General features: G+C 61.1%; 14 protein-coding genes. 3 read left to right on the top strand and 11 right to left on the bottom strand.

Annotated features, from left to right (window positions below; translation table 11 throughout):
• Positions 1–113 precede the first annotated feature (113 nt).
• The 5 genes from KSS97_RS26710 to KSS97_RS26690 all read right to left on the bottom strand — a co-directional run bounded on the left by KSS97_RS26710 (position 114) and on the right by KSS97_RS26690 (position 7117).
• Positions 114–2525: a TonB-dependent siderophore receptor gene (locus KSS97_RS26710; RefSeq protein ID WP_217860501.1), complete on the bottom strand. Its 2412-nt coding sequence runs from the start codon at positions 2523–2525 to the stop codon at positions 114–116.
• Between the two features lie 221 nt (positions 2526–2746).
• A complete protein-coding gene (locus KSS97_RS26705) occupies positions 2747–3721 on the bottom strand; it encodes a FecR domain-containing protein (RefSeq protein WP_217860500.1) in 975 nt (324 codons plus the stop codon).
• Positions 3718–4236 (bottom strand): RNA polymerase sigma factor, encoded by a 519-nt coding sequence (locus KSS97_RS26700; protein ID WP_217860499.1) that lies wholly within the window; start codon positions 4234–4236, stop codon positions 3718–3720. The genes KSS97_RS26705 and KSS97_RS26700 overlap by 4 nt, the downstream gene beginning before the upstream one ends.
• A gap of 242 nt (positions 4237–4478) precedes the next feature.
• Positions 4479–5186, bottom strand: a complete 708-nt coding sequence (locus KSS97_RS26695) for a 3'-5' exonuclease (RefSeq protein WP_217860498.1) — start codon at positions 5184–5186, stop codon at positions 4479–4481.
• The gene (locus KSS97_RS26690; protein ID WP_303651497.1) at positions 5183–7117 is read right to left on the bottom strand and encodes a putative nucleotidyltransferase substrate binding domain-containing protein; all 1935 of its coding nucleotides are present in this window, start codon (positions 7115–7117) and stop codon (positions 5183–5185) included. The genes KSS97_RS26695 and KSS97_RS26690 overlap by 4 nt, the downstream gene beginning before the upstream one ends.
• Before the next feature lie 259 nt (positions 7118–7376).
• Between KSS97_RS26690 and KSS97_RS26685 the strand changes: the two genes are divergently transcribed.
• Positions 7377–7823, top strand: a complete 447-nt coding sequence (locus tag KSS97_RS26685; protein WP_030139271.1) for a response regulator — start codon at positions 7377–7379, stop codon at positions 7821–7823.
• 231 nt (positions 7824–8054) lie between these two features.
• Here KSS97_RS26685 and KSS97_RS26680 read toward each other — a convergent pair whose 3' ends face one another.
• Positions 8055–10232: a malate synthase G gene (locus KSS97_RS26680; RefSeq protein ID WP_030139270.1), complete on the bottom strand. Its 2178-nt coding sequence runs from the start codon at positions 10230–10232 to the stop codon at positions 8055–8057.
• A gap of 579 nt (positions 10233–10811) precedes the next feature.
• Here KSS97_RS26680 and KSS97_RS26675 point away from each other — a divergent pair.
• The gene (locus tag KSS97_RS26675) at positions 10812–11330 is read left to right on the top strand and encodes a glycine cleavage system transcriptional repressor (RefSeq protein ID WP_030139269.1); all 519 of its coding nucleotides are present in this window, start codon (positions 10812–10814) and stop codon (positions 11328–11330) included.
• 216 nt (positions 11331–11546) lie between these two features.
• On the opposite strand, the gene rarD is transcribed toward KSS97_RS26675, so the two are convergent.
• From rarD to KSS97_RS26650, 5 genes are all read right to left on the bottom strand, one after another.
• Positions 11547–12434, bottom strand: a complete 888-nt coding sequence (gene rarD / locus KSS97_RS26670; RefSeq protein ID WP_217860497.1) for an EamA family transporter RarD — start codon at positions 12432–12434, stop codon at positions 11547–11549.
• Between the two features lie 220 nt (positions 12435–12654).
• The gene (locus KSS97_RS26665; protein WP_030139267.1) at positions 12655–13629 is read right to left on the bottom strand and encodes a serine/threonine protein kinase; all 975 of its coding nucleotides are present in this window, start codon (positions 13627–13629) and stop codon (positions 12655–12657) included.
• 117 nt (positions 13630–13746) lie between these two features.
• Positions 13747–15648, bottom strand: a complete 1902-nt coding sequence (locus KSS97_RS26660; RefSeq protein WP_217860496.1) for a PhoX family protein — start codon at positions 15646–15648, stop codon at positions 13747–13749.
• A 67-nt stretch (positions 15649–15715) separates the two neighbouring features.
• On the bottom strand, positions 15716–16480 hold the full coding sequence (locus KSS97_RS26655) for a TOBE domain-containing protein (protein WP_217860495.1): 765 nt from the start codon (positions 16478–16480) through the stop codon (positions 15716–15718).
• Positions 16481–16539: 59 nt separating this feature from the next.
• Positions 16540–17280: a ComF family protein gene (locus KSS97_RS26650; RefSeq protein ID WP_217860494.1), complete on the bottom strand. Its 741-nt coding sequence runs from the start codon at positions 17278–17280 to the stop codon at positions 16540–16542.
• Positions 17281–17370: 90 nt separating this feature from the next.
• On the opposite strand from KSS97_RS26650, the gene bioB reads away from it, so the two are divergent.
• Positions 17371–18426, top strand: a complete 1056-nt coding sequence (bioB, locus tag KSS97_RS26645) for a biotin synthase BioB (RefSeq protein ID WP_030139263.1) — start codon at positions 17371–17373, stop codon at positions 18424–18426.
• Positions 18427–18576 lie beyond the last annotated feature (150 nt).

The following is an 18576-nucleotide window of genomic DNA, read 5'->3' as shown; positions in this document are numbered from 1 at the left end:
ATGTTGACTGTTACGCCGTCTTCGCGAGCAGGCTCGCTCCCACAGGGATTTCATCTGACTGATTGAGCTCAGTTGCAGGTGCCCTCAGAAAGGTTTACGCAAATGCTAACCGTTTACCATTTGTAATTCACGCTGGCGACGACGTTGCGTTGGTCGCCGTAGTAGCACCAGAAGCCGTCACAAGTGGACAAGTAGTCTTTGTTGAAGATGTTCTTCGCGTCCACAGCGAGCGTTGCGCCCTTGAGGGTATTGCTCAAACGACCAAGATCGTAGTGCACGGAGGCGTCATAAACGGTGTACGAGCCCACATGTCCCAGGTACGTATTGCTCTGGTTACCGTATGTGTCGCCTACATACCGTGCACCGGCACCGATGCCGAAACCGTCGAGCACGCCGTTGTGCCAGGTATAGTCGGCCCACGCCGTGGCTTGATTGCGAGGGATCTGTGGGACTCGGTTGCCTTTGTCATCACCCTTGAGAATCTCGGTATCGTTGTACGTATAGGAGCCGATCAGCTTGAGGTTCTCGGTCACCTCCGAAGTCGCTTCCAGCTCGAGTCCACGAACCTTGATCTCGCCGATCTGGCTGGTGATGTTGTTTTCGGTGATCGACACGTTTTCCTGGCGCAAGTCGAAAACAGCAGCGGTCAGCAGCGTATTGGTGCCGGGAGGCTGGTACTTGATGCCGATTTCGTACTGATTGCCTTTGGTCGGTTTCAACGATTCGGTAGCCGAGGCGTTCGCGCCGGCGCTGGGTTGGAACGACTCGGTGTACGACAGATATGGAGTGATGCCGTTCTCGAATACATAGCTCAGGCCAGCATTGCCGCTGAATTGCTTATCGCGCTGGGTGTTACTGGTATTGGATTGGTTGAAGTCGGTGCCGGTATGGACCCAGTCCTCCCGCCCACCCAGTGTCAGGCGCCAGTCATCCAAAGCAATCTGGTCCTGTGCGTAGAGACCCGTTTGCTGAGTTTTCTGGTTGTAATCGTACAAAGTGGAATATACGACGTTGGAGAAGTCCTGCCCGTAAGTTGGATTATTTACATTTGTATTAGGCACATTGCCCCAGCCATACAGCCACTTGTAATTGGTATTGGAGCGCTGATGATCCAGGCCAAGGAGCAACGTATGGTCCAACGCGCCTGTGTTGAAATCCGCCTGGAAATTGTTATCCACAGCGAACTGGCTGATGTCTTCATTCACGATGCCAGTGCTGCGCCCAACCGTACCATCAGGGGCAACGGCGGTAGGGCCTGTATTGACCGTCAACCCTTGGAATGAAAGATCGCTTTTGGTGTATCGCAGGTTTTGACGGAACTGCCAGACATCGTTCAAACGGTGATCAAAGGCATATCCCAATGCGTAATAGGTACGGTCGTAGAACTCCCAATCCGGATCCCCAAGGTTCTTGTGGTGGGATATCTTGCCGGCGGCGGAGTCGATCTTGGTACCCTGCAGCGGCAGAAATTGGCCGGTAATGCCGGTGTCATCGCGGGTGTATTGCGAAATCAATGTCAGGTGAGTGTCGTCATCAATGTTCCAAGTCAGGCTGGGTGCGATGTTGTAGCGCTTGTCCGGAATATGATCGACCGGCGCGTTGCTGTCGCGCACCACGCCGCTGACGCGATATAGGAACTGGCCTTGATCGTCGATCTTGCCAGTGCTGTCAAAGTTGATCTGCTTGTGTTCGTTACTGCCGGCTTGAAATTCGACTTCATTCGCCTGTTCGTATTGCGGGCGGCGGCTGACCATGTCCAGCATGCCGCCGGGTGGTGTCTGCCCATAGACCGAGGACGAGGGGCCGCGCAGTACGGTGATGCGCTCCAGGTTCCAGGGTTCGACTTTTGGGTTGGCGTAGGAGCCTTTGGGTAATGGCAAGCCATCGAGGAACTGGGTTGGGTCAAATCCCCGAACGCGCAGCCAATCGTTACGAGAGTCAGAACCGTAGCCGCTGCTGGTGACACCCGCGGTATAACGCAAGGCGTCGTTCAAGTTGAGGACCGAACGGTCGTCCATTTGTTGACGGGTGATGACGGACATTGAACGTGGTGCTTCCACGATCGGCGTATCGGTCTTGGTGCCGGCGGCGGTGCGGGTAGCGGCGTAGCCCTCGGTCGGCCCCCACGCGGTTTCGCTGACGCCTGCGCCGATCACGCTGGTTTCCGGCAGCATCAGCACTCCTTCAGGCGCGGCCACCAGGCTGAAGGTGCCGGCGCTGCTTTGTTCCAATTGCAGACCGGTGCCCCGCAAGGCTTCGCGCAGCGCGCCAGTGGCGTCGAACTGACCCTGGACCGGCGCCGACGTCTTGCCGGAAGCCAGGGACGGATCCAGGCTCAGGGCGAGGCCGGCCTGGCTGGCGATCTGGGTCAGGGTGCTGGCCAATGGCGCAGCGGGCAGGTTATAGGCGCGCAAGCTTGAGGCCTGCTCGGCGGCCAGCAGCGTGGCGCTGGTCAACGGGGCGGCAAGGGCAATGGCAACGGCCAGCAGGCTGGGGCGCAACAGGGTCTCAAGCGGGCGGGACATACGGCGGCTCCTGAATGAAAATATTTCTCAATTGCCTGTGTGCCGGATGAAATTCGGAAAGTGATAGGGCTGGATGAAAATAATTTAGATTAAGATTGATATCGGTGGCTTTGTGCTGGCATCCATGGCTCCTTCGCGAGCAGGCTCGCTCCCACATGGGAATGCAAACCCTTGTGGGAGCGAGCCTGCTCGCGAAGGGGCCATTACTGGCGCAACATCTTTCAGCGTTTGGCGTCGACCCGTGGCCCCACCACCACCCACCACCGCGTGTGATGCTCGACCTGCACCGGCAAGGTCGGCAGCAGGGCGGTCAGGGCCAGATCGGTATCGTGCAACGGGAAGCTGCCGGTGATCCGCAAGTCGGCTACCTGGGGCTCGACGCCGAGATAACCACGTCGATAACGCCCCAGCTCCTGGACCAGGTCTTCAAGGCGCGCGTTATCCACCACCAGCATGCCGCGGGTCCAGGCATCGGCGCCGGGCTTCAACGCCAGGGTTGGCCCGAGGCCATTCCGGCGCATCAGCACTTGCTGGCCTTCACGCAGGATCTGTTCTTCATCGGTGGCCTGCGGATGCGCCGCCACCGCGGACTTCAACACGCTCAGGCGCGTGCCCTGGTCTTCGAGCCTGACCAGGAAACGCGTGCCCAGCGCGCGCATGCTGCCTTCGCGCGTCTCGACGATGAAAGGACGCGGATCGTTGTGGCCGGTTTCCACCAGGATCTCGCCTTCCTGCAGGACGATACGCCGCTGCTTGTCGTCGAAACGTACGTCCAGCGCACTGTGGGTGTTGAGGTTGATCAACGTGCCGTCCGCCAGCCGCAACGTGCGCTGTTCACCCGTGGCGGTACGCTGGTCGGCCAGCCAATAATCCAGTGGCAGGTAACGATCACCGGCGAACAACGCCAAGCCGATGACCGCGACGATGCTGGCCAGTCCGCTGCCAACCTTGCGCAGGCGTCGGCGGATGCTGACCCGCGATTGCAGCAACACGGCGCGCGCCGGGCCGCTGGCGACGTTGAAGCGCTGGTCGAGCATGCCCAGTTGTTGCCAGGCGCGAGCATGTTCCTCATCGGCGGCATGCCATTGGGCGAATGCTTCGCGGTCCTGAGGGCTGCTCGAGTCCAAGGACAACTGCCAGGCGATGGCCGCGTCCAGAACGCGGGCCGAAACCGGTTTTCCGTGGGCCGCGGTCATGTCGGCTCACCATAAAGCGCGATGTAGCACTGCCGCATGCCTTGGGCCAGGTATTGCCGTACCCGTGGAACCGAAACCCCCAGGCGCTCGGCGATTTCAGCGTGGCCGAGGCCGTCGAGGCGGTTATAGAAGAAGGCTGCGCGGGCCTTGCTGGACAACTTGCCCAACAGGCGATCTATGTTCTTGAGGTCTTCGAGGATGAGTTGTTGCTCTTCTACCGATGGTTGCTCGTCTTCTGGAATCAGCATCAGTTCGGTCAGGTAGGCCTGTTCGAGGGCGGCCCGACGGAAGTAGTCGAACAACAGCCCCTTGGCGATCGCCACAAGGAATGCACGAGGTTCCCGGGGCGCCTTCAATTCCTCGCGACCCAGCAAGCGCACAAACGTGTCCTGGCTCAGGTCCTCGGCCCGCTGCGCGCAGGCCACGTTGCGCCGCAGCCATGCCAATAGCCAAGCGCGATGGTCGCGGTACAACGCACCAACCAAATCACTATGACGACTGGGGACTGACGACACGGAACATCACCGATGTATTAAGTAACGAGAATTGTTCGCGATTGTGGCAGAGGCGGGGGAGGGAAAGCAATTGGCGCTGGTCGGGGGAATGGCGAGGGTGTTATGTACCTGCCGGAGCTCTGCACTCATGTGGGAGCGGGCTTGCTCGCGAAGACGGCTGCACATTCCACATCAATGCAGGCTGAGCCACCGCTTTCGCGAGCAAGCCCGCTCCCACAAAAAACCTGTTGTCGGGCCTCAGGTTAAAGCGAAGGCGCCTGCTGCCGCCGCTTCCATTGTCCCAGGCGCTGTTGCAGGTTGAGGGGGCTGTGGATGTCCTGTTGACCAGCGCGACTGAACAGGATCAAAGCCAGCTCCGCCGTGGCCAAGGCGTCGGCGCTGGCATTGTGGCGTTCGAAGACTTGCAGCTTGAACCAGTCGATCCATTCGTCCAGGCCGGACTTGCGCAGGTTGGCTTGCGGGCAAAGCATCGGCGCCAGGTCGGCCACGTCCAGGAAGGGATGCTGGAGTCGGTAGCCCAGGTAATCTTTCGTGGCGCGCCCGAGCATGTGGGAATCGAATGGCGCATGAAACGCCAGCAGCGGACTGTCGCCGACGAATTCCATGAACGCCAGCAGGGCTTCGGCCGGGTCGCTGCCAGCGGCGATGGCACTCGGCGCCAGGCCGTGGATCAGCACGCTTGGCCCGAGCTTCTGCTTGTCGCATTGCAAGGTCCGCTCGAATTGCTGGCTGAAGTCGATGGCACCGTCTTCGATCACCACGGCGCCGATGGACAACACCTGGTCTTTGTTCAGGTTAAGGCCGGTGGTTTCCAGGTCGACCACCACCCAACGCTGTTTCCGCAAGGTGCATTCAGCCAATGGGGCGGGGGCGGGCAGGTTGGCCAGGCGTTGCTGCAAGGCGTCGCCAAGCGTTGGCTGGACCGGGCGCAGCCAGGAAAACAGGCTCACAGTTGATACCTCAACGTCAGGCTGCTCTGCAGGCGTTGGGCCTGGCGCAAGGATTCGCGCAGGATCCGCCGGTCCAGATGATTGAGGTTGTCGGGGTCGACACGGTTGGAATAGGGCAGGTTTTCCCGGGTCTGCAATTGATGTTGCTGCATCCGGGTCTGCTGGATGAAGTGGTAGGCCTCTTCATAAGCCGCGCCGTCCAGCGGTTCGATGACTTCCTTGACGACCAGTTGCCGCAAGCGTTCGAGGGTGTTGTTGGCCTCGATGCCGTTGGCCAATGCCAGCAATCGAGCGCCGTCGACGAAAGGCGTCAGGCCTTGCACCTTCAGGTCGAGGGTGGCTTTTTCGCCGTTCTTCCTGCTCAGCACGAAATCCCGGAAGCGTCCAACGGGCGGGCGATGGCGAAGGGCATTCTCGGCCATCATGCGCTGGAACAAGCGGTTGTCGGCCACTTGATCGAGAATCTGCTGGCGCAGTTGCTCGCAGCCTTGCTCGTCGCCCCAGACCACTCGCAGATCGAAATAGATGCTCGAACCCAGCAGGTTCTCGGGCGTCGCTTCGCGAATGAAGGCCGCGAAGCGCCGTGCCCATTCAGCTCGGGATAGGCACAGCTCGGGGTTGCCGGCCATGATGTTGCCTTTGCACAACGTGAAGCCGCACAGCGCCAGGCTCTGGTTGATCTGTTGGGCGATGGGCAGCAGCAGGCCACGGATCTGCGCAGCGTGGGCGGCATCGCGGGCTTCGAAAAGAATGCCGTTGTCCTGGTCGGTGTGCAGGGTCTGCTCGCGGCGGCCTTCGCTGCCGAAACACAGCCAACTGAACGGCACGCCCGGGTCGCCTTTGTCGGCCAGGGTCAACTCGATGACCCGGCACACGGTGTGGTCGTTGAGCAAGGTGATGATGTGGGTGATCTGCGTTGAGGACGCGCCGTGGGCCAGCATGCGCTCCACCAGTTGGCCGATCTCGCCGCGCAGCGTCACCAGGTTTTCCACCCGTGGGGCGTTGCGAATCGTCCGGGCCAGGTGCACCAGGTCGACGCGTTGCAGGGAAAACAGATCCCGCTCCGACACCACGCCACACAGGCGCTGGTCCTTGACCAGGCAGACATGGGCGATGTGGCGCTCGGTCATGGCGATGGCCGCGTCGAAGGCGCTGTGGTCCGGTGACAGGAAAAACGGCGCCTGGGTCATGTGCATTGCGATCGACTCGGAAAAATCCCCGCTGCCGTCAGCCACGACTTGCCGCAAGTCGCGCAGGGTAAAAATCCCCATCGGCGCTTTTTGTTCATTGACCACGACGATGCTGCCGACCTGTTGGTCGTGCATCAGCTTCACGGCTTCGCGCAGCGGTGTTTCAGGGCTGCAACTGACCGGGTGACGCATCGCCAGCTCACCCAGGCGCGTATTGAGGGAATATTGCGTGCCCAAGGTCTGCGCGGATTTTTGCTGCACTTGCTGGTTGACCTGGTCGAGCAGGCTGCTGACCCCACGCAGGGCGAAATCGCGAAACGGGCCGGACAGGGCGAACAGCTTGATGAAGGCCAGCTTGTTCAACTGCAGGCAGAACGTATCTTCACCGGCCCGATGCTCGGTGCGGGTGGCTCGCTCGCCCAACAGCGCGGCGAGGGGAAAACATTCGCCCGTGGTGATTTCAAAAGTGGTCTCGGTGCCGCCCTTCGCCGAATGGGGACGCTCGCCCACCACGCGGCCTTGCTTGACGATATAGAAGTGCTCTACCGGTCCGTCGGCCGGCTTGATGATCGTTTCGCCCGGCGCGTAGAAACGCAGCAGGCATTGCTCCACCAGATAGGCCAGGTGGGCGTTTTCCATTTGATTGAACGGGGGGAAGCGTTGCAGGAACTGCAAAGTGCCCTGGATGTTCTGCAACACCGCGGTTTTCCCTGCCTGGATGAAGGCGTCCGCTTTTTTCATAACCATGGCGCAATCTTTTTCGAATTGTTGTGGTCGGATCTGTTCGCCATGGTCGGCCTCTGAACGTGGAGTGCCCATTGGACGTAAGTCTAGGTCGCCACTATCAGGCCGGAACTACAGAAATATCCTACGCTTCGCCTCGGAAAATTCTTCCTCGAATGCTCTTGGAAAAAAATCCGACGAAGTGCACATTGAAGCGCCGCAGAACGATGTCTGACCACTGTGCCAGGGGATCGATTCAAGGAACGTAGAGAGCATCATGTCCGACCACGATATTTTGAGTGACGCCGAGCGCGAGGCGCTGAGTGCCGTCATGCTGGAACCCGACCTGCCGCCGCAGCGTGTATTGATCGTCGATGACGACAAGGACGCCCGCGAGCTGCTGTCGGAGATCCTGGCATTGGACGGCATCCGCTGCATGACCGCCGCCAGTGGCGAAACCGCACTCAAGATGCTGGAGACCAAGCCGTCCATTGGCCTGCTCATTACCGACCTGCGCATGGGCAACGTCGATGGCCTGGAACTGGTGCGCCTGGTGCGCGAGTCGGAGCGGGCCGCGTTGCCGATCATCATCGTGTCGGGCGACGCCGATGTGAAGGACGCCATCGAAGCCATGCACCTGAGCGTGGTGGACTTTTTGCTCAAGCCGATCGACACCGAAAAGCTGCTGGGGTTGGTCAAGCATGAGTTGGGGATGGATCTTTAGCCCATCTTCTTCAATCGTGCCGAAGTGCTTTTGTGGCGAGGGAGCTTGCTCCCGCTGGGCTGCGAAGCAGACCCTTTTCCAGACCTGGGAATCTCCATTGAGCTGTATCGCGGTCGCTGCGCAACCGAGCGGGAGCAAGCTCCCTCGCTACAAAGGCTGTCAGGTGTTGCAAATGAAAAAGCCCTGATCGAGAGATCAGGGCTTTTTTGTGATGCGCTCTCTACCGCTCAATCACAACCCATTGGCGGCCTTGAACTCGCGACGACGACGGTGCAGCACCGGCTCGGTGTAGCCATTCGGCTGCTTGGTGCCTTCGACCACCAACTCGACCGCCGCCTGGAAGGCGATGTTGCTGTCGAAGTCCGGCGCCAGCGGGCGGTACAGCGGGTCGCTGGCGTTCTGGCGGTCGACCACCGGCGCCATGCGCTTGAGGCTTTCCATCACCTGATCTTGCGTGACGATGCCGTGGCGCAGCCAGTTGGCGATGTGCTGGCTGGAAATACGCAGCGTCGCCCGGTCTTCCATCAGGCCGATATCGTTGATGTCCGGCACCTTGGAACAGCCGACGCCCTGGTCGATCCAACGTACCACGTAACCGAGGATGCCCTGGGCGTTGTTGTCCAGTTCGTTCTTGATCTGCTCCGGCGTCCAGCTCGGGTTGACGGCCAGTGGGATGGTCAGGATGTCGTCCACCGAAGCGCGGGCGCGCTTGGCCAGTTCGGCCTGGCGGGCGAACACGTCGACCTTGTGGTAATGCAGCGCGTGCAGCGCGGCGGCGGTCGGCGACGGTACCCACGCGGTGTTGGCGCCGGCCATTGGGTGAGCGATTTTCTGTTCGAGCATCGCCGCCATCAGGTCGGGCATCGCCCACATGCCCTTGCCGATTTGCGCGCGACCTTGCAGGCCGGTGCTCAAGCCGATGTCGACGTTCCAGTTTTCATACGCGCCGATCCACTTCTCGGCCTTCATGTCGGCCTTGCGCACCATCGGGCCGGCTTCCATGGAGGTGTGGATTTCATCGCCGGTGCGGTCGAGGAAACCGGTATTGATGAACACCACGCGCTCGCTGGCTGCCTTGATGCAGGCCTTGAGGTTGACCGTGGTACGGCGCTCCTCGTCCATGATCCCGACCTTGAGGGTGTTGCGCGGCAGGTTCAGCACGTCCTCGACGCGACCGAACAGCTCGTTGGTGAACGCGGCTTCTTCCGGGCCGTGCATCTTCGGCTTGACGATGTACACCGAGCCGGTGCGGCTGTTGCGGCGCGAGGTGTTGCCGTTGAGGCTGTGGATCGCCGCCAGGCTGGTGACCAGGCCGTCGAGGATGCCTTCCGGCACCTCGTTGCCGTCCTTGTCCAGGATCGCGTCGATGGTCATCAGGTGGCCAACGTTGCGCACGAACAGCAGTGAGCGGCCGTGCAGGGTCACGCTCGAACCGTCTGCGGCGGTGTAGACGCGGTCCGGGTTCATGGTCCGGGTGAAGGTCTGGCCGCCCTTGGCGACTTCTTCCGACAAATCACCCTTCATCAAGCCAAGCCAGTTGCGGTAGATCACCACTTTGTCATCGGCATCGACGGCGGCGACCGAGTCTTCGCAGTCCATGATAGTGGTCAGCGCCGCTTCCATCAGGATGTCTTTGACGCCGGCGGCATCGGTCTGGCCGACCGGGGTGCTGGCGTCGATCTGGATTTCGAAGTGCAGGCCGTTGTGTTTCAGCAGTACTGCGGTGGGCGCCGAGGCGTCGCCCTGGAAGCCGATCAGTTGGGCATCATCGCGCAGGCCGCTGTTGCTGCCGCCCTTGAGGGTGACCACCAGTTTGCCGTCGACGATTTTGTAGGCGGTGGAGTCAACGTGGGAGCCGGCGGCCAGCGGGGCTGCTTCGTCGAGGAAGGCACGGGCGAAGGCGATGACCTTGTCACCGCGGACCTTGTTGTAGCCTTTGCCTTTTTCCGCGCCATCGGCCTCGCTGATGGCATCGGTGCCGTACAGCGCGTCATACAGCGAACCCCAGCGGGCGTTCGAGGCGTTGAGGGCGAAGCGGGCGTTCATCACCGGCACCACCAGTTGCGGGCCGGCCATGCGGGCGATTTCGTCATCGACGTTTTGGGTCGTGGCCTGGAAGTCCGCCGCTTCTGGCAGCAGGTATCCAATGTCTTGCAGGAAGGCTTTGTAAGCCACGGCGTCGTGGGCCTGGCCGGCACGTGCCTGGTGCCAGGCGTCGATCCGCGCCTGGAAATCGTCGCGTTTGGCGAGTAGGGCTTTGTTCTTCGGAGCCAGGTCATGAATGACCTTGTCGGCGCCGGCCCAGAATGCGTCGGCGGTGAGGCCGGTTCCGGGAATGGCTTCGTTATTCACGAAGTCGAACAGGACTTTGGCGACCTGCAGGCCACCGACTTGAACGTGTTCAGTCATTGCTTGCCTCACTCTGCTCAGCTATTTCGCTTTTCAGCTCTTCGATTTTGACAATGAAGCCTCGGGACATTTAAACCACAAACCCCTGAACCAGTACATGCCATCGCTGGCGGCTGGGTGATCAAGCCTTGCTGACGGGGCTTTACAGGGATGCGACCGGCCTGGGCAGACATCGGTGGAACATCTCGCAGTACGATTATGTAGTGCGCGCTGCGGCATACTACATGATCAATTGCGCATGTGAAAATTAGACTAATTGCGTCGTTCTGCGACCGACTAAAGCAGTACAGTCACAGGGCGGAACGGGATGTTCTCAAAAAACAGATGGATTGTTCCAGATAAATATTAAAACCTGTACACGATTGATAGGCGGGCTCTGAAGTGCACACACAACTGTGGCGAGGGGATTTATCCCCGCTGGGTTGCGAAGCAGCCCCATCGCATATCGACCCAATCCGTATGGCACGCCGAGGTATAAGGATTAAGGGCCGCTTCGCGCCCCAGCGGGGATAAATCCCCTCGCCACAGGATTTGTGCGCCCTGCCTATACTCTTTCTTCCCCAACAAGAGGACTGCGCCATGGACCACCTCGTCATCACTGTTTTCGCCCCGGACAAACCCGGGCAGGTCGAGCGCATCGCCGATTGCATCGCCGCGCATGGTGGTAACTGGCTGGAAAGCCGCATGTCGCACTTGGCCGGGCAATTCGCCGGGATCCTGCGCCTCAGCGCTCCGGCCGAGGCCCATGAAGAATTGATCGAAGCCTTGCAGGGATTGTCGGTCCACGGCATTCGCGTGTTGATCGCGGAAAGCGCCGTTGAAGAGTCCTGCACCTGGAAACCCATTGCCATGGAGCTGGTGGGCAATGATCGTCCTGGCATCGTGCGGGACATCACCCGCTTGTTGAGCGAGCAGGGCGTCAATGTCGAGCGTCTGGTGACCCACGTCCGGCCGGCGCCCATGAGCAGTGAGTTGCTGTTTCATGCCGAGGCGATTCTCGGGGTGCCCCTGACCCTGTCGCTGGAAACACTGCAGGAACGCCTGGAGACCTTGGCCGATGAGTTGATGGTTGAGCTGAAACTCAGCGACGAAGCCTGACAAGGTTATCCAAGGAAAAACTGCGCCTGCCTGTGGATAACCTGTAGAGACCCGGCCCCAGCCCAAGCCCGCCGGGGCTCAGCGGTCGATGATCAAAAAACCACCAGTTTTCAAGGGCTTGTGCACAAACGGCGGGGATCACGCTGTGGATAACCTTGGGAAGGAAACGCGCAGGCCACGCCGGACGTGGCCTGTAGAAGGTTGTGCGTTTTTTGATCAGTTGCGCCGACGCATGCTGATCACGGCATCGATGCTGTACACCGCCAGTCCGGCCCAGATAAAGATGAACGCCACCAACGTGCTGGACGACAGATGCTCACCGAACAGCAGCACTGCGAGCAGGAGCACGAGCGTCGGGGCGATGTACTGCAAGAAACCCAGCGTGGTGTAAGGCAAATGCCGCGCCGCGGCGTTGAAGCACACCAGTGGGACCAGCGTCACCGGGCCGGCCGCCACCAGCCACCAGGCTTCGGAGGTGGTCCAGAACGCGGCTTGGGCGCTGGTGGCCGATGGATTGAACAGCAACCAGGCGATGGCGATCGGCACCAGCATCCAGGTTTCCACCACCAGCCCGGGCAAGGCCTTGACCGGCGCCTGCTTGCGGATCAATCCGTAGAAGCCAAACGTCAGCGCCAGTGCCAGCGACACCCACGGCAGGCTGCCCACTTGCCAGACTTGCTGGGCCACGCCGAGTGCCGCCAACCCCACCGCCAGCCACTGCATGCGGCGCAGGCGCTCGCCGAGGATCAGCATGCCCAGCAACACGTTGACCAGCGGATTGATGTAGTAGCCCAGGCTGGCTTCGAGCATCCTCCCGTTGTTTACCGCCCAGACGTAGGTCAGCCAGTTGGCCGCGATCAACGTGCCGCTCAAGGCCAGGATCGCCAGGCGACGCGGATTGTCCCGCAACTCGCGCCACCAGCCTGGGTGTTTCCAGACCATCAGTAACGCCGCACCGAACAGGGCGGACCACAGCACCCGGTGGATAATGATTTCCACCGACGGCACGCTGGCGATGGCTTTGAAATAGATCGGGAACAGACCCCAGATGATGTAGGCACTCAGGCCCAGGATGTACCCGCGACGCGGGTTGGCGGCTTGCATGCAGAATCCTTGCTTAGGCAGCTAACAAAGGAGTGATTGTAAGGAGATTTGTCTGGTTGTGCTGTGAACCTTTGTGAGCGTTCCACTGCGAACCCTGTGTGGGAGCGGGCTTGCTCGCGAAGGCGGCTGCACATTCAACATCCATGCAAGCTGATCCACCGCTTTCGCGAGCAAGCCCGCTCCCACAGGGGATTCGCAGTGACTGGTGGAACCAATCCAATCAAAAAAGCTTCAACGGCTCTTCATTGAGCGCCGCCAATTGCTCGCGCAACGCCAATATCTGGTCGCCCCAGTAACGCTCACTGCCAAACCACGGGAAACTCCGCGGAAACGCAGGGTCGTCCCAGCGGCGGGCCAGCCAGGCGCTGTAGTGCATCAGGCGCAGGGCTCGCAGAGGTTCGATCAGTGCCAATTCCCGCGGATCGAAATCGTGGAATTCCTGATAACCGTCCATCAACTCCGACAGCTGGCCCAGGCATTCCTGGCGGTCCCCTGCAAGCATCATCCACAGATCCTGCACCGCCGGCCCCATGCGGCAATCGTCCAGGTCGACGATGTGGAACACCTCGTCGCGGCACATCATGTTGCCGGGATGGCAGTCGCCGTGCATGCGGATGTTCTGGTGGGGCGTGGCGGCGTAGGCATCCTCGACGCGCTTGAGCAAGTCCCTGGCAACCGATTCGTAGGCCGGCAGCAGGCTACGAGGGACGAAGCCGCTTTGCAGCACAGTGTCCAGCGAGTCGTGGCCGAAATTCTTCACGCCCAGCGCTTCACGGTGTTCGAACGGACGGGTCGCGCCGATCGCGTGCAGGCGCCCGAGCAACTGGCCCAGGCGATAAAGCTGATCGAGATTGCCTGGCTCCGGCGCGCGGCCGCCGCGGCGGGGAAACAGGGTGAAACGAAACCCGGCATGTTCGTGCAGGCTGGCGCCGTTATGGATCAACGGCGCCACCACCGGCACTTCACGGTCGGCCAGTTCGAAGGTGAATTGGTGTTCTTCCAGGATGGCTTCGTTGGTCCAGCGCTGGGGGCGATAGAACTTGGCGATCAGCGGCTCGGCGTCTTCGATGCCGACCTGATAGACGCGGTTTTCGTAACTGTTGAGGGCCAGCACGCGGGCGTCGCTGAGAAAGCCGATGCTTTCAACGGCATCGAGCACCAGGTCGGGCGTGAGGGTTTCGAACGGATGGGACATGCTGACTCCTGCGCAGCGGCAGGGCTGCCGCGTCCGGCCCAGCATGGTAGCGCAAAGCAGTCGGGATTGATCGTTGAGACTTTGTGGCGAGGGAGCAAGCTCCCTCGCCACAAAGTGTCAGGCGCCGATGACGCCGCCGTCTTCGCGGGTAATCACCATCACCGAAGACCGCGGCTTGCCATTGGGCAGGTGCTCGGGGAAGGTCGAACCGCCGTTTTCACCCGGGTGCTGAATGCCCACGAAAAGGGCCTTCTGGTCCGGTGCAAAACTGATCCCGGTCACTTCACAGCCCACCGGCCCGACCATGAAGCGGCGGATTTCGCCACTGTCGGGGTCGGCGCAGAGCATCTGGTTGTTGCCCATGCCGGCGAAGTCCCCGGCGTTGCTGGAGTCGCCGTCGGTGAGGATCCATAGCCGGCCGGCCTTGTCGAAGCCCAGGCCGTCGGGGCTATTGAACATGTTCTGTGCAGTGACGTTGGACGACCCGGCTTTCGGGGTGCCGGCATGTACCGTCGGGTTGCCCGCGACCACGAACAGGTCCCACTCGAAGGTGTTGGAGGCGTGGTCGTCGCGGTCGGTGCGCCAGCGCAGGATCTGCCCGTAGACGTTCTTGGCCCGTGGGTTTGGCCCGTCCACCGGTTGGCCGTCTTCGCCGCGCTTGGCGTTGTTGGTCAGGGTGCAATAGACCTGGCCGTCTTTCGGGCTGACCACGATCCACTCAGGGCGGTCCATGCGAGTCGCGCCCACGGCACTGCCGGCCAGGCGCGCGTGGATCAGCACCTCGGCCTGGCCATTGAAGCCCTTGCTGGCGTCGAGGCCGTTCTTGCCGTGGCTCAGCTCGATCCACTGGCCCTTGCCTTTCGGATGGTCCGGGTTGCCATCGCCGGCGTCGAAGCGCGCCACGTACAGGGTGCCATGGTCCAGCAAGTCGCGGTTGGCCTTGGCGTTGCGGTGGTCGATGCGATCCCGGCTGACGAATTTGTAGATGAATTCGCCGCGTTCGTCGTCGCCCATGTACACCACGGCGCGACCGTCATGGGTTTGTGCGAGGGCGGCGTTTTCGTGTTTGAAACGGCCCAGGGCCGTGCGTTTCACCGGAGTGGATTTTGGGTCGAATGGATCGATTTCCACCACCCAGCCATGGCGATTGAGTTCGTTGGGGTTCTTCGCCAGGTCGAAGCGCGGGTCATGCGGGTGCCAGTTGATCTCGCGGCTGGTGACGGTGGCGCCGTAGCGCTTTTGCGCGTCATCGAATTTCAGGTCGGCCTTGCTGCTGCCGAAGCAGTCGGTGAAGTTTTCTTCACAGGTCAGGTAAGTGCCCCACGGCGTCATGCCATTGGCGCAGTTCTGGAAGGTGCCCAGCACTTTCTTGCCGCTTTTGTCGGCACTGGTTTTCACCCAGTCGTGACCGGCAGCCGGGCCGCTCAGGCGAATCGGCGTGTTGCCATGGATCCGGCGGTTGTAGCGAGAATCCTGGACGAACTGCCATTGACCGCGACGACGTTCGATCTCGATCACCGACACGCCTTCGCAGGCCTGGGCCTTGTGCACCTCTTCGGCCGACTGCGGCTGACCGCCATGGGGGAAGAGATAGCGATAATTGGTGTATTCGTTGTTGATTGCCATCAACGCACGGTTTTCGTCCCCTGGCATTGGGAACAGGCTCATGCCGTCGTTGTTGTCGCCAAATTGCACTTCCTGCGCGCGGGCGGTGCCGTTGCCGCTGGGGTCGAATGCCGGTGCGTTTTTTTGCAGTGGCTGGCCCCAACTGATCAACACCGAGGCTTTGTAGCCTGGCGGAAGCGTAATGGTGTCTGTCGTCGCGGCGGCGATGCCGTCGAAGCCCAGCATGCGTTTGTTGCCTTCGCTCACGGCGCCGGCCATGACGCTGCGGCTCAGCAGGTTGCCGCCCAGGAACATCGCTGCACCGCATAGGGCGCCGGCACCAATGAAGCGGCGACGGCTCAAGCCGACGATGTTTTCCAGGTCGGTGGATTGGTTATCTTCTAATAGGCTCATCATCAGGCTCCCTGCTGGTTTTGGCAGTCACCTTAAAGCGGGTCGATGAAGCTTTTGTTTCAGTGGGCTACAACGGTGTGCCCAGCAACACATTCGACGGCGAAAAACACACTTGCACCGGTGAGCCGGCCTCAAGGTTTCGCTCTCTGAGCAGCGATGGATCAGCCAGGGCACACAAGGTCTGGCCATTGGGCAGGCCGATGCGCACCTCGCTGGGGCCGTTTTCGGCGGCGGCTATGTGCTCGATGACTCCTCGCAGCGTATTGGCCCCCGGATGCTCTGGCTGATCAGCGGGATACAGCTCCAGCCAACCGGCCTTGATCAAGGCGACCACTTCGGTACCGGTTTCCAGTTCCAGGCGCAGCGTGCTGTCGTGGGTGATCTGCGTGTCGATGACTAGGCTGCGAGCCAGCTCCACGCGCACCCGGTCGTTGTGACCTTGGGCGTCGATGCCGAGGACTTTGCCATGCAACCGGTTCCGGGCACTGGTGCGCAGCATCAGTCGGCTGAGCAGCCCCAGGTCCCCTGCGTCCTCGCTCGCTTCCAGAAGTTGCGCCTGCAAGGTTTGCAAGCGCTGATAGAGGCGCAGGACACGTTGGCCTTCCTCCGACAGTTTTGCGCCACCACCGCCCTTGCCACCCACGCTGCGTACGACCAGCGGTTGGTCCGCCAGGTTGTTCAGTTCGTCAATCGCGTCCCATGCGGCCTTATAGCTCAGGCCCGCGCTCTTGGCGGCGCGGGTGATCGAGCCCTGTTCGGCGATGTGCTGCAACAGGGCGATGCGCTGTGGTCGGCGGACGATGTGCTGGGTCAGGAGCGTAGGCAATGACATGACGAAAAACTGCGCGCAGGGATTTGATGCCCGGACGTTGGCGCCTCGGCGGCGGCGCGTCAAGCGGGGTCGCCGGGTTTTGGCGTGCGGGCCAGGCAATACACATCGACCCGGGCGGCGCCAGCATCGAGTAACAGGCGTGCTAGCGTCTGGGCCGTGGCACCCGTGGTGAGCACATCGTCCACCAGGGCCAAGTGGCGGTTCATCAATAAAGCGTCAGGTGCCAGGGCAAAGGCTTGGCGAAGATTGCGACGTCGCGCCCGGGCATCAAGGGCCTGTTGCGCAGGGGTGTCCTGGACGCGCAGCAGCAGATTCTCGTCGCAAGGAATCTGCAACGGCTCGCTGAGCCAGCGGGCCAGCAGCGCCGCCTGGTTGAAACCGCGCTGCCGGAGGCGTCGAGTCGCCAGTGGCACCGGCACCAGCGCGTCGGGACGCTCCAGCCCTTCATCAAAATGATGTTGGATCGACTGCGCCAACAGTTCGCCGAGTAAGCGCCCAAGCGGCCACTTCGCCTGATGCTTGAAGCGGGTGACCAGCGTGTCCACCGGGAAGTCATAGATCCACGGCGCCACGACCCGTTCGAAAGCCGGCGGTCGCGTGGCGCATTGTCCGCAGCGGAGTCCTGACATGGGCAGCGGAAGCGCGCAGACATTGCATTGATGGCCAAGCCAGGGCAACTCGCTTTCACAAGGCGTGCAGATTGGCTGCGGTGTGTCCGTGGGTTCGCCGCACAACAGACAGGATTGTTTGTTTTTTAACCAGATGTAAACCGGCCATTTGTATCGAGGTTGACAGCGCATGACTCTTCCTTAAATATGCCGAACATCCGTGTCGCGCCTGTGGGTATTGAGTGTCCCAGGCGCCAGCCAAGCATAATCAAGGAAATGCCCATGAGCGCCAGCACCACTGCCAACCTGCGTCATGACTGGTCTTTGGCCGAAGTCAAAGCACTCTTCGTCCAGCCATTCAACGACCTGCTTTTCCAGGCGCAGACCGTGCACCGCGCGCACTTCGACGCCAACCGCGTCCAGGTTTCCACGCTGCTGTCGATCAAGACCGGCGCTTGCCCGGAAGATTGCAAATATTGTCCACAGTCCGGCCACTACAACACCGGGCTGGAAAAAGAGAAATTGCTGGAAGTGCAGAAGGTCCTCGAAGAGGCGGCTCGGGCCAAGGCCATCGGTTCGACCCGATTCTGCATGGGCGCGGCGTGGAAGCACCCGTCGGCCAAGGACATGCCTTACGTGCTGGAGATGGTCAAGGGTGTGAAGGCCATGGGCCTGGAGACCTGCATGACCCTGGGCCGCCTCGACCAGGAACAGACCGAAGCGCTGGCCCAGGCCGGCCTGGATTACTACAACCACAACCTCGATACCTCGCCGGAGTTCTACGGCAGCATCATCACCACCCGCACCTACAGCGAGCGCCTGCAGACCCTGGCCTACGTGCGTGATTCTGGGATGAAGATCTGCTCCGGTGGCATCCTCGGCATGGGCGAATCCCTGGACGACCGCGCCAACCTGCTGATCCAACTGGCAAACCTGCCGGAGCACCCGGAGTCGGTGCCGATCAACATGCTGGTGAAAGTCGCGGGCACGCCGCTGGAGAATGCCGAGGATGTCGATCCGTTCGATTTCATCCGCATGCTGGCCGTGGCGCGGATCCTCATGCCGACATCCCACGTGCGCTTGTCCGCCGGCCGCGAAGCGATGAACGAGCAAATGCAGGCCCTGGCGTTTTTCGCCGGCGCGAACTCGATCTTCTACGGCGACAAGCTGCTGACCACCGCCAACCCGCAGGCTGACAAGGACATGCAACTGTTCGCGCGCCTGGGCATCCAGCCGGAAGCCCGTGAAGAACATGCCGATGAAGTGCACCAGGCGGCCATTGAACAGGCGCTGGTGGAGCAGAAGAGCAGCGAGCAGTTCTATAACGCCGCTGTTTGATCACGCACCGATTCCCTGATTGGAATGCAAGACCCTGTGGGAGCGAGCTTGCTCGCGATGGCGATGGAACATTCAACATTTATGTCGACTGGCTCACCGCTATCGCGAGCAAGCTCGCTCCCACAAGGGGCTTTGGCCAGTCTTTAAACA

The sequence above is a fragment of the Pseudomonas alvandae genome (assembly GCF_019141525.1).
GTDB classification, from domain to species: domain Bacteria; phylum Pseudomonadota; class Gammaproteobacteria; order Pseudomonadales; family Pseudomonadaceae; genus Aquipseudomonas; species Aquipseudomonas alvandae.
This window is presented reverse-complemented; position numbering and strand designations above follow the sequence as displayed.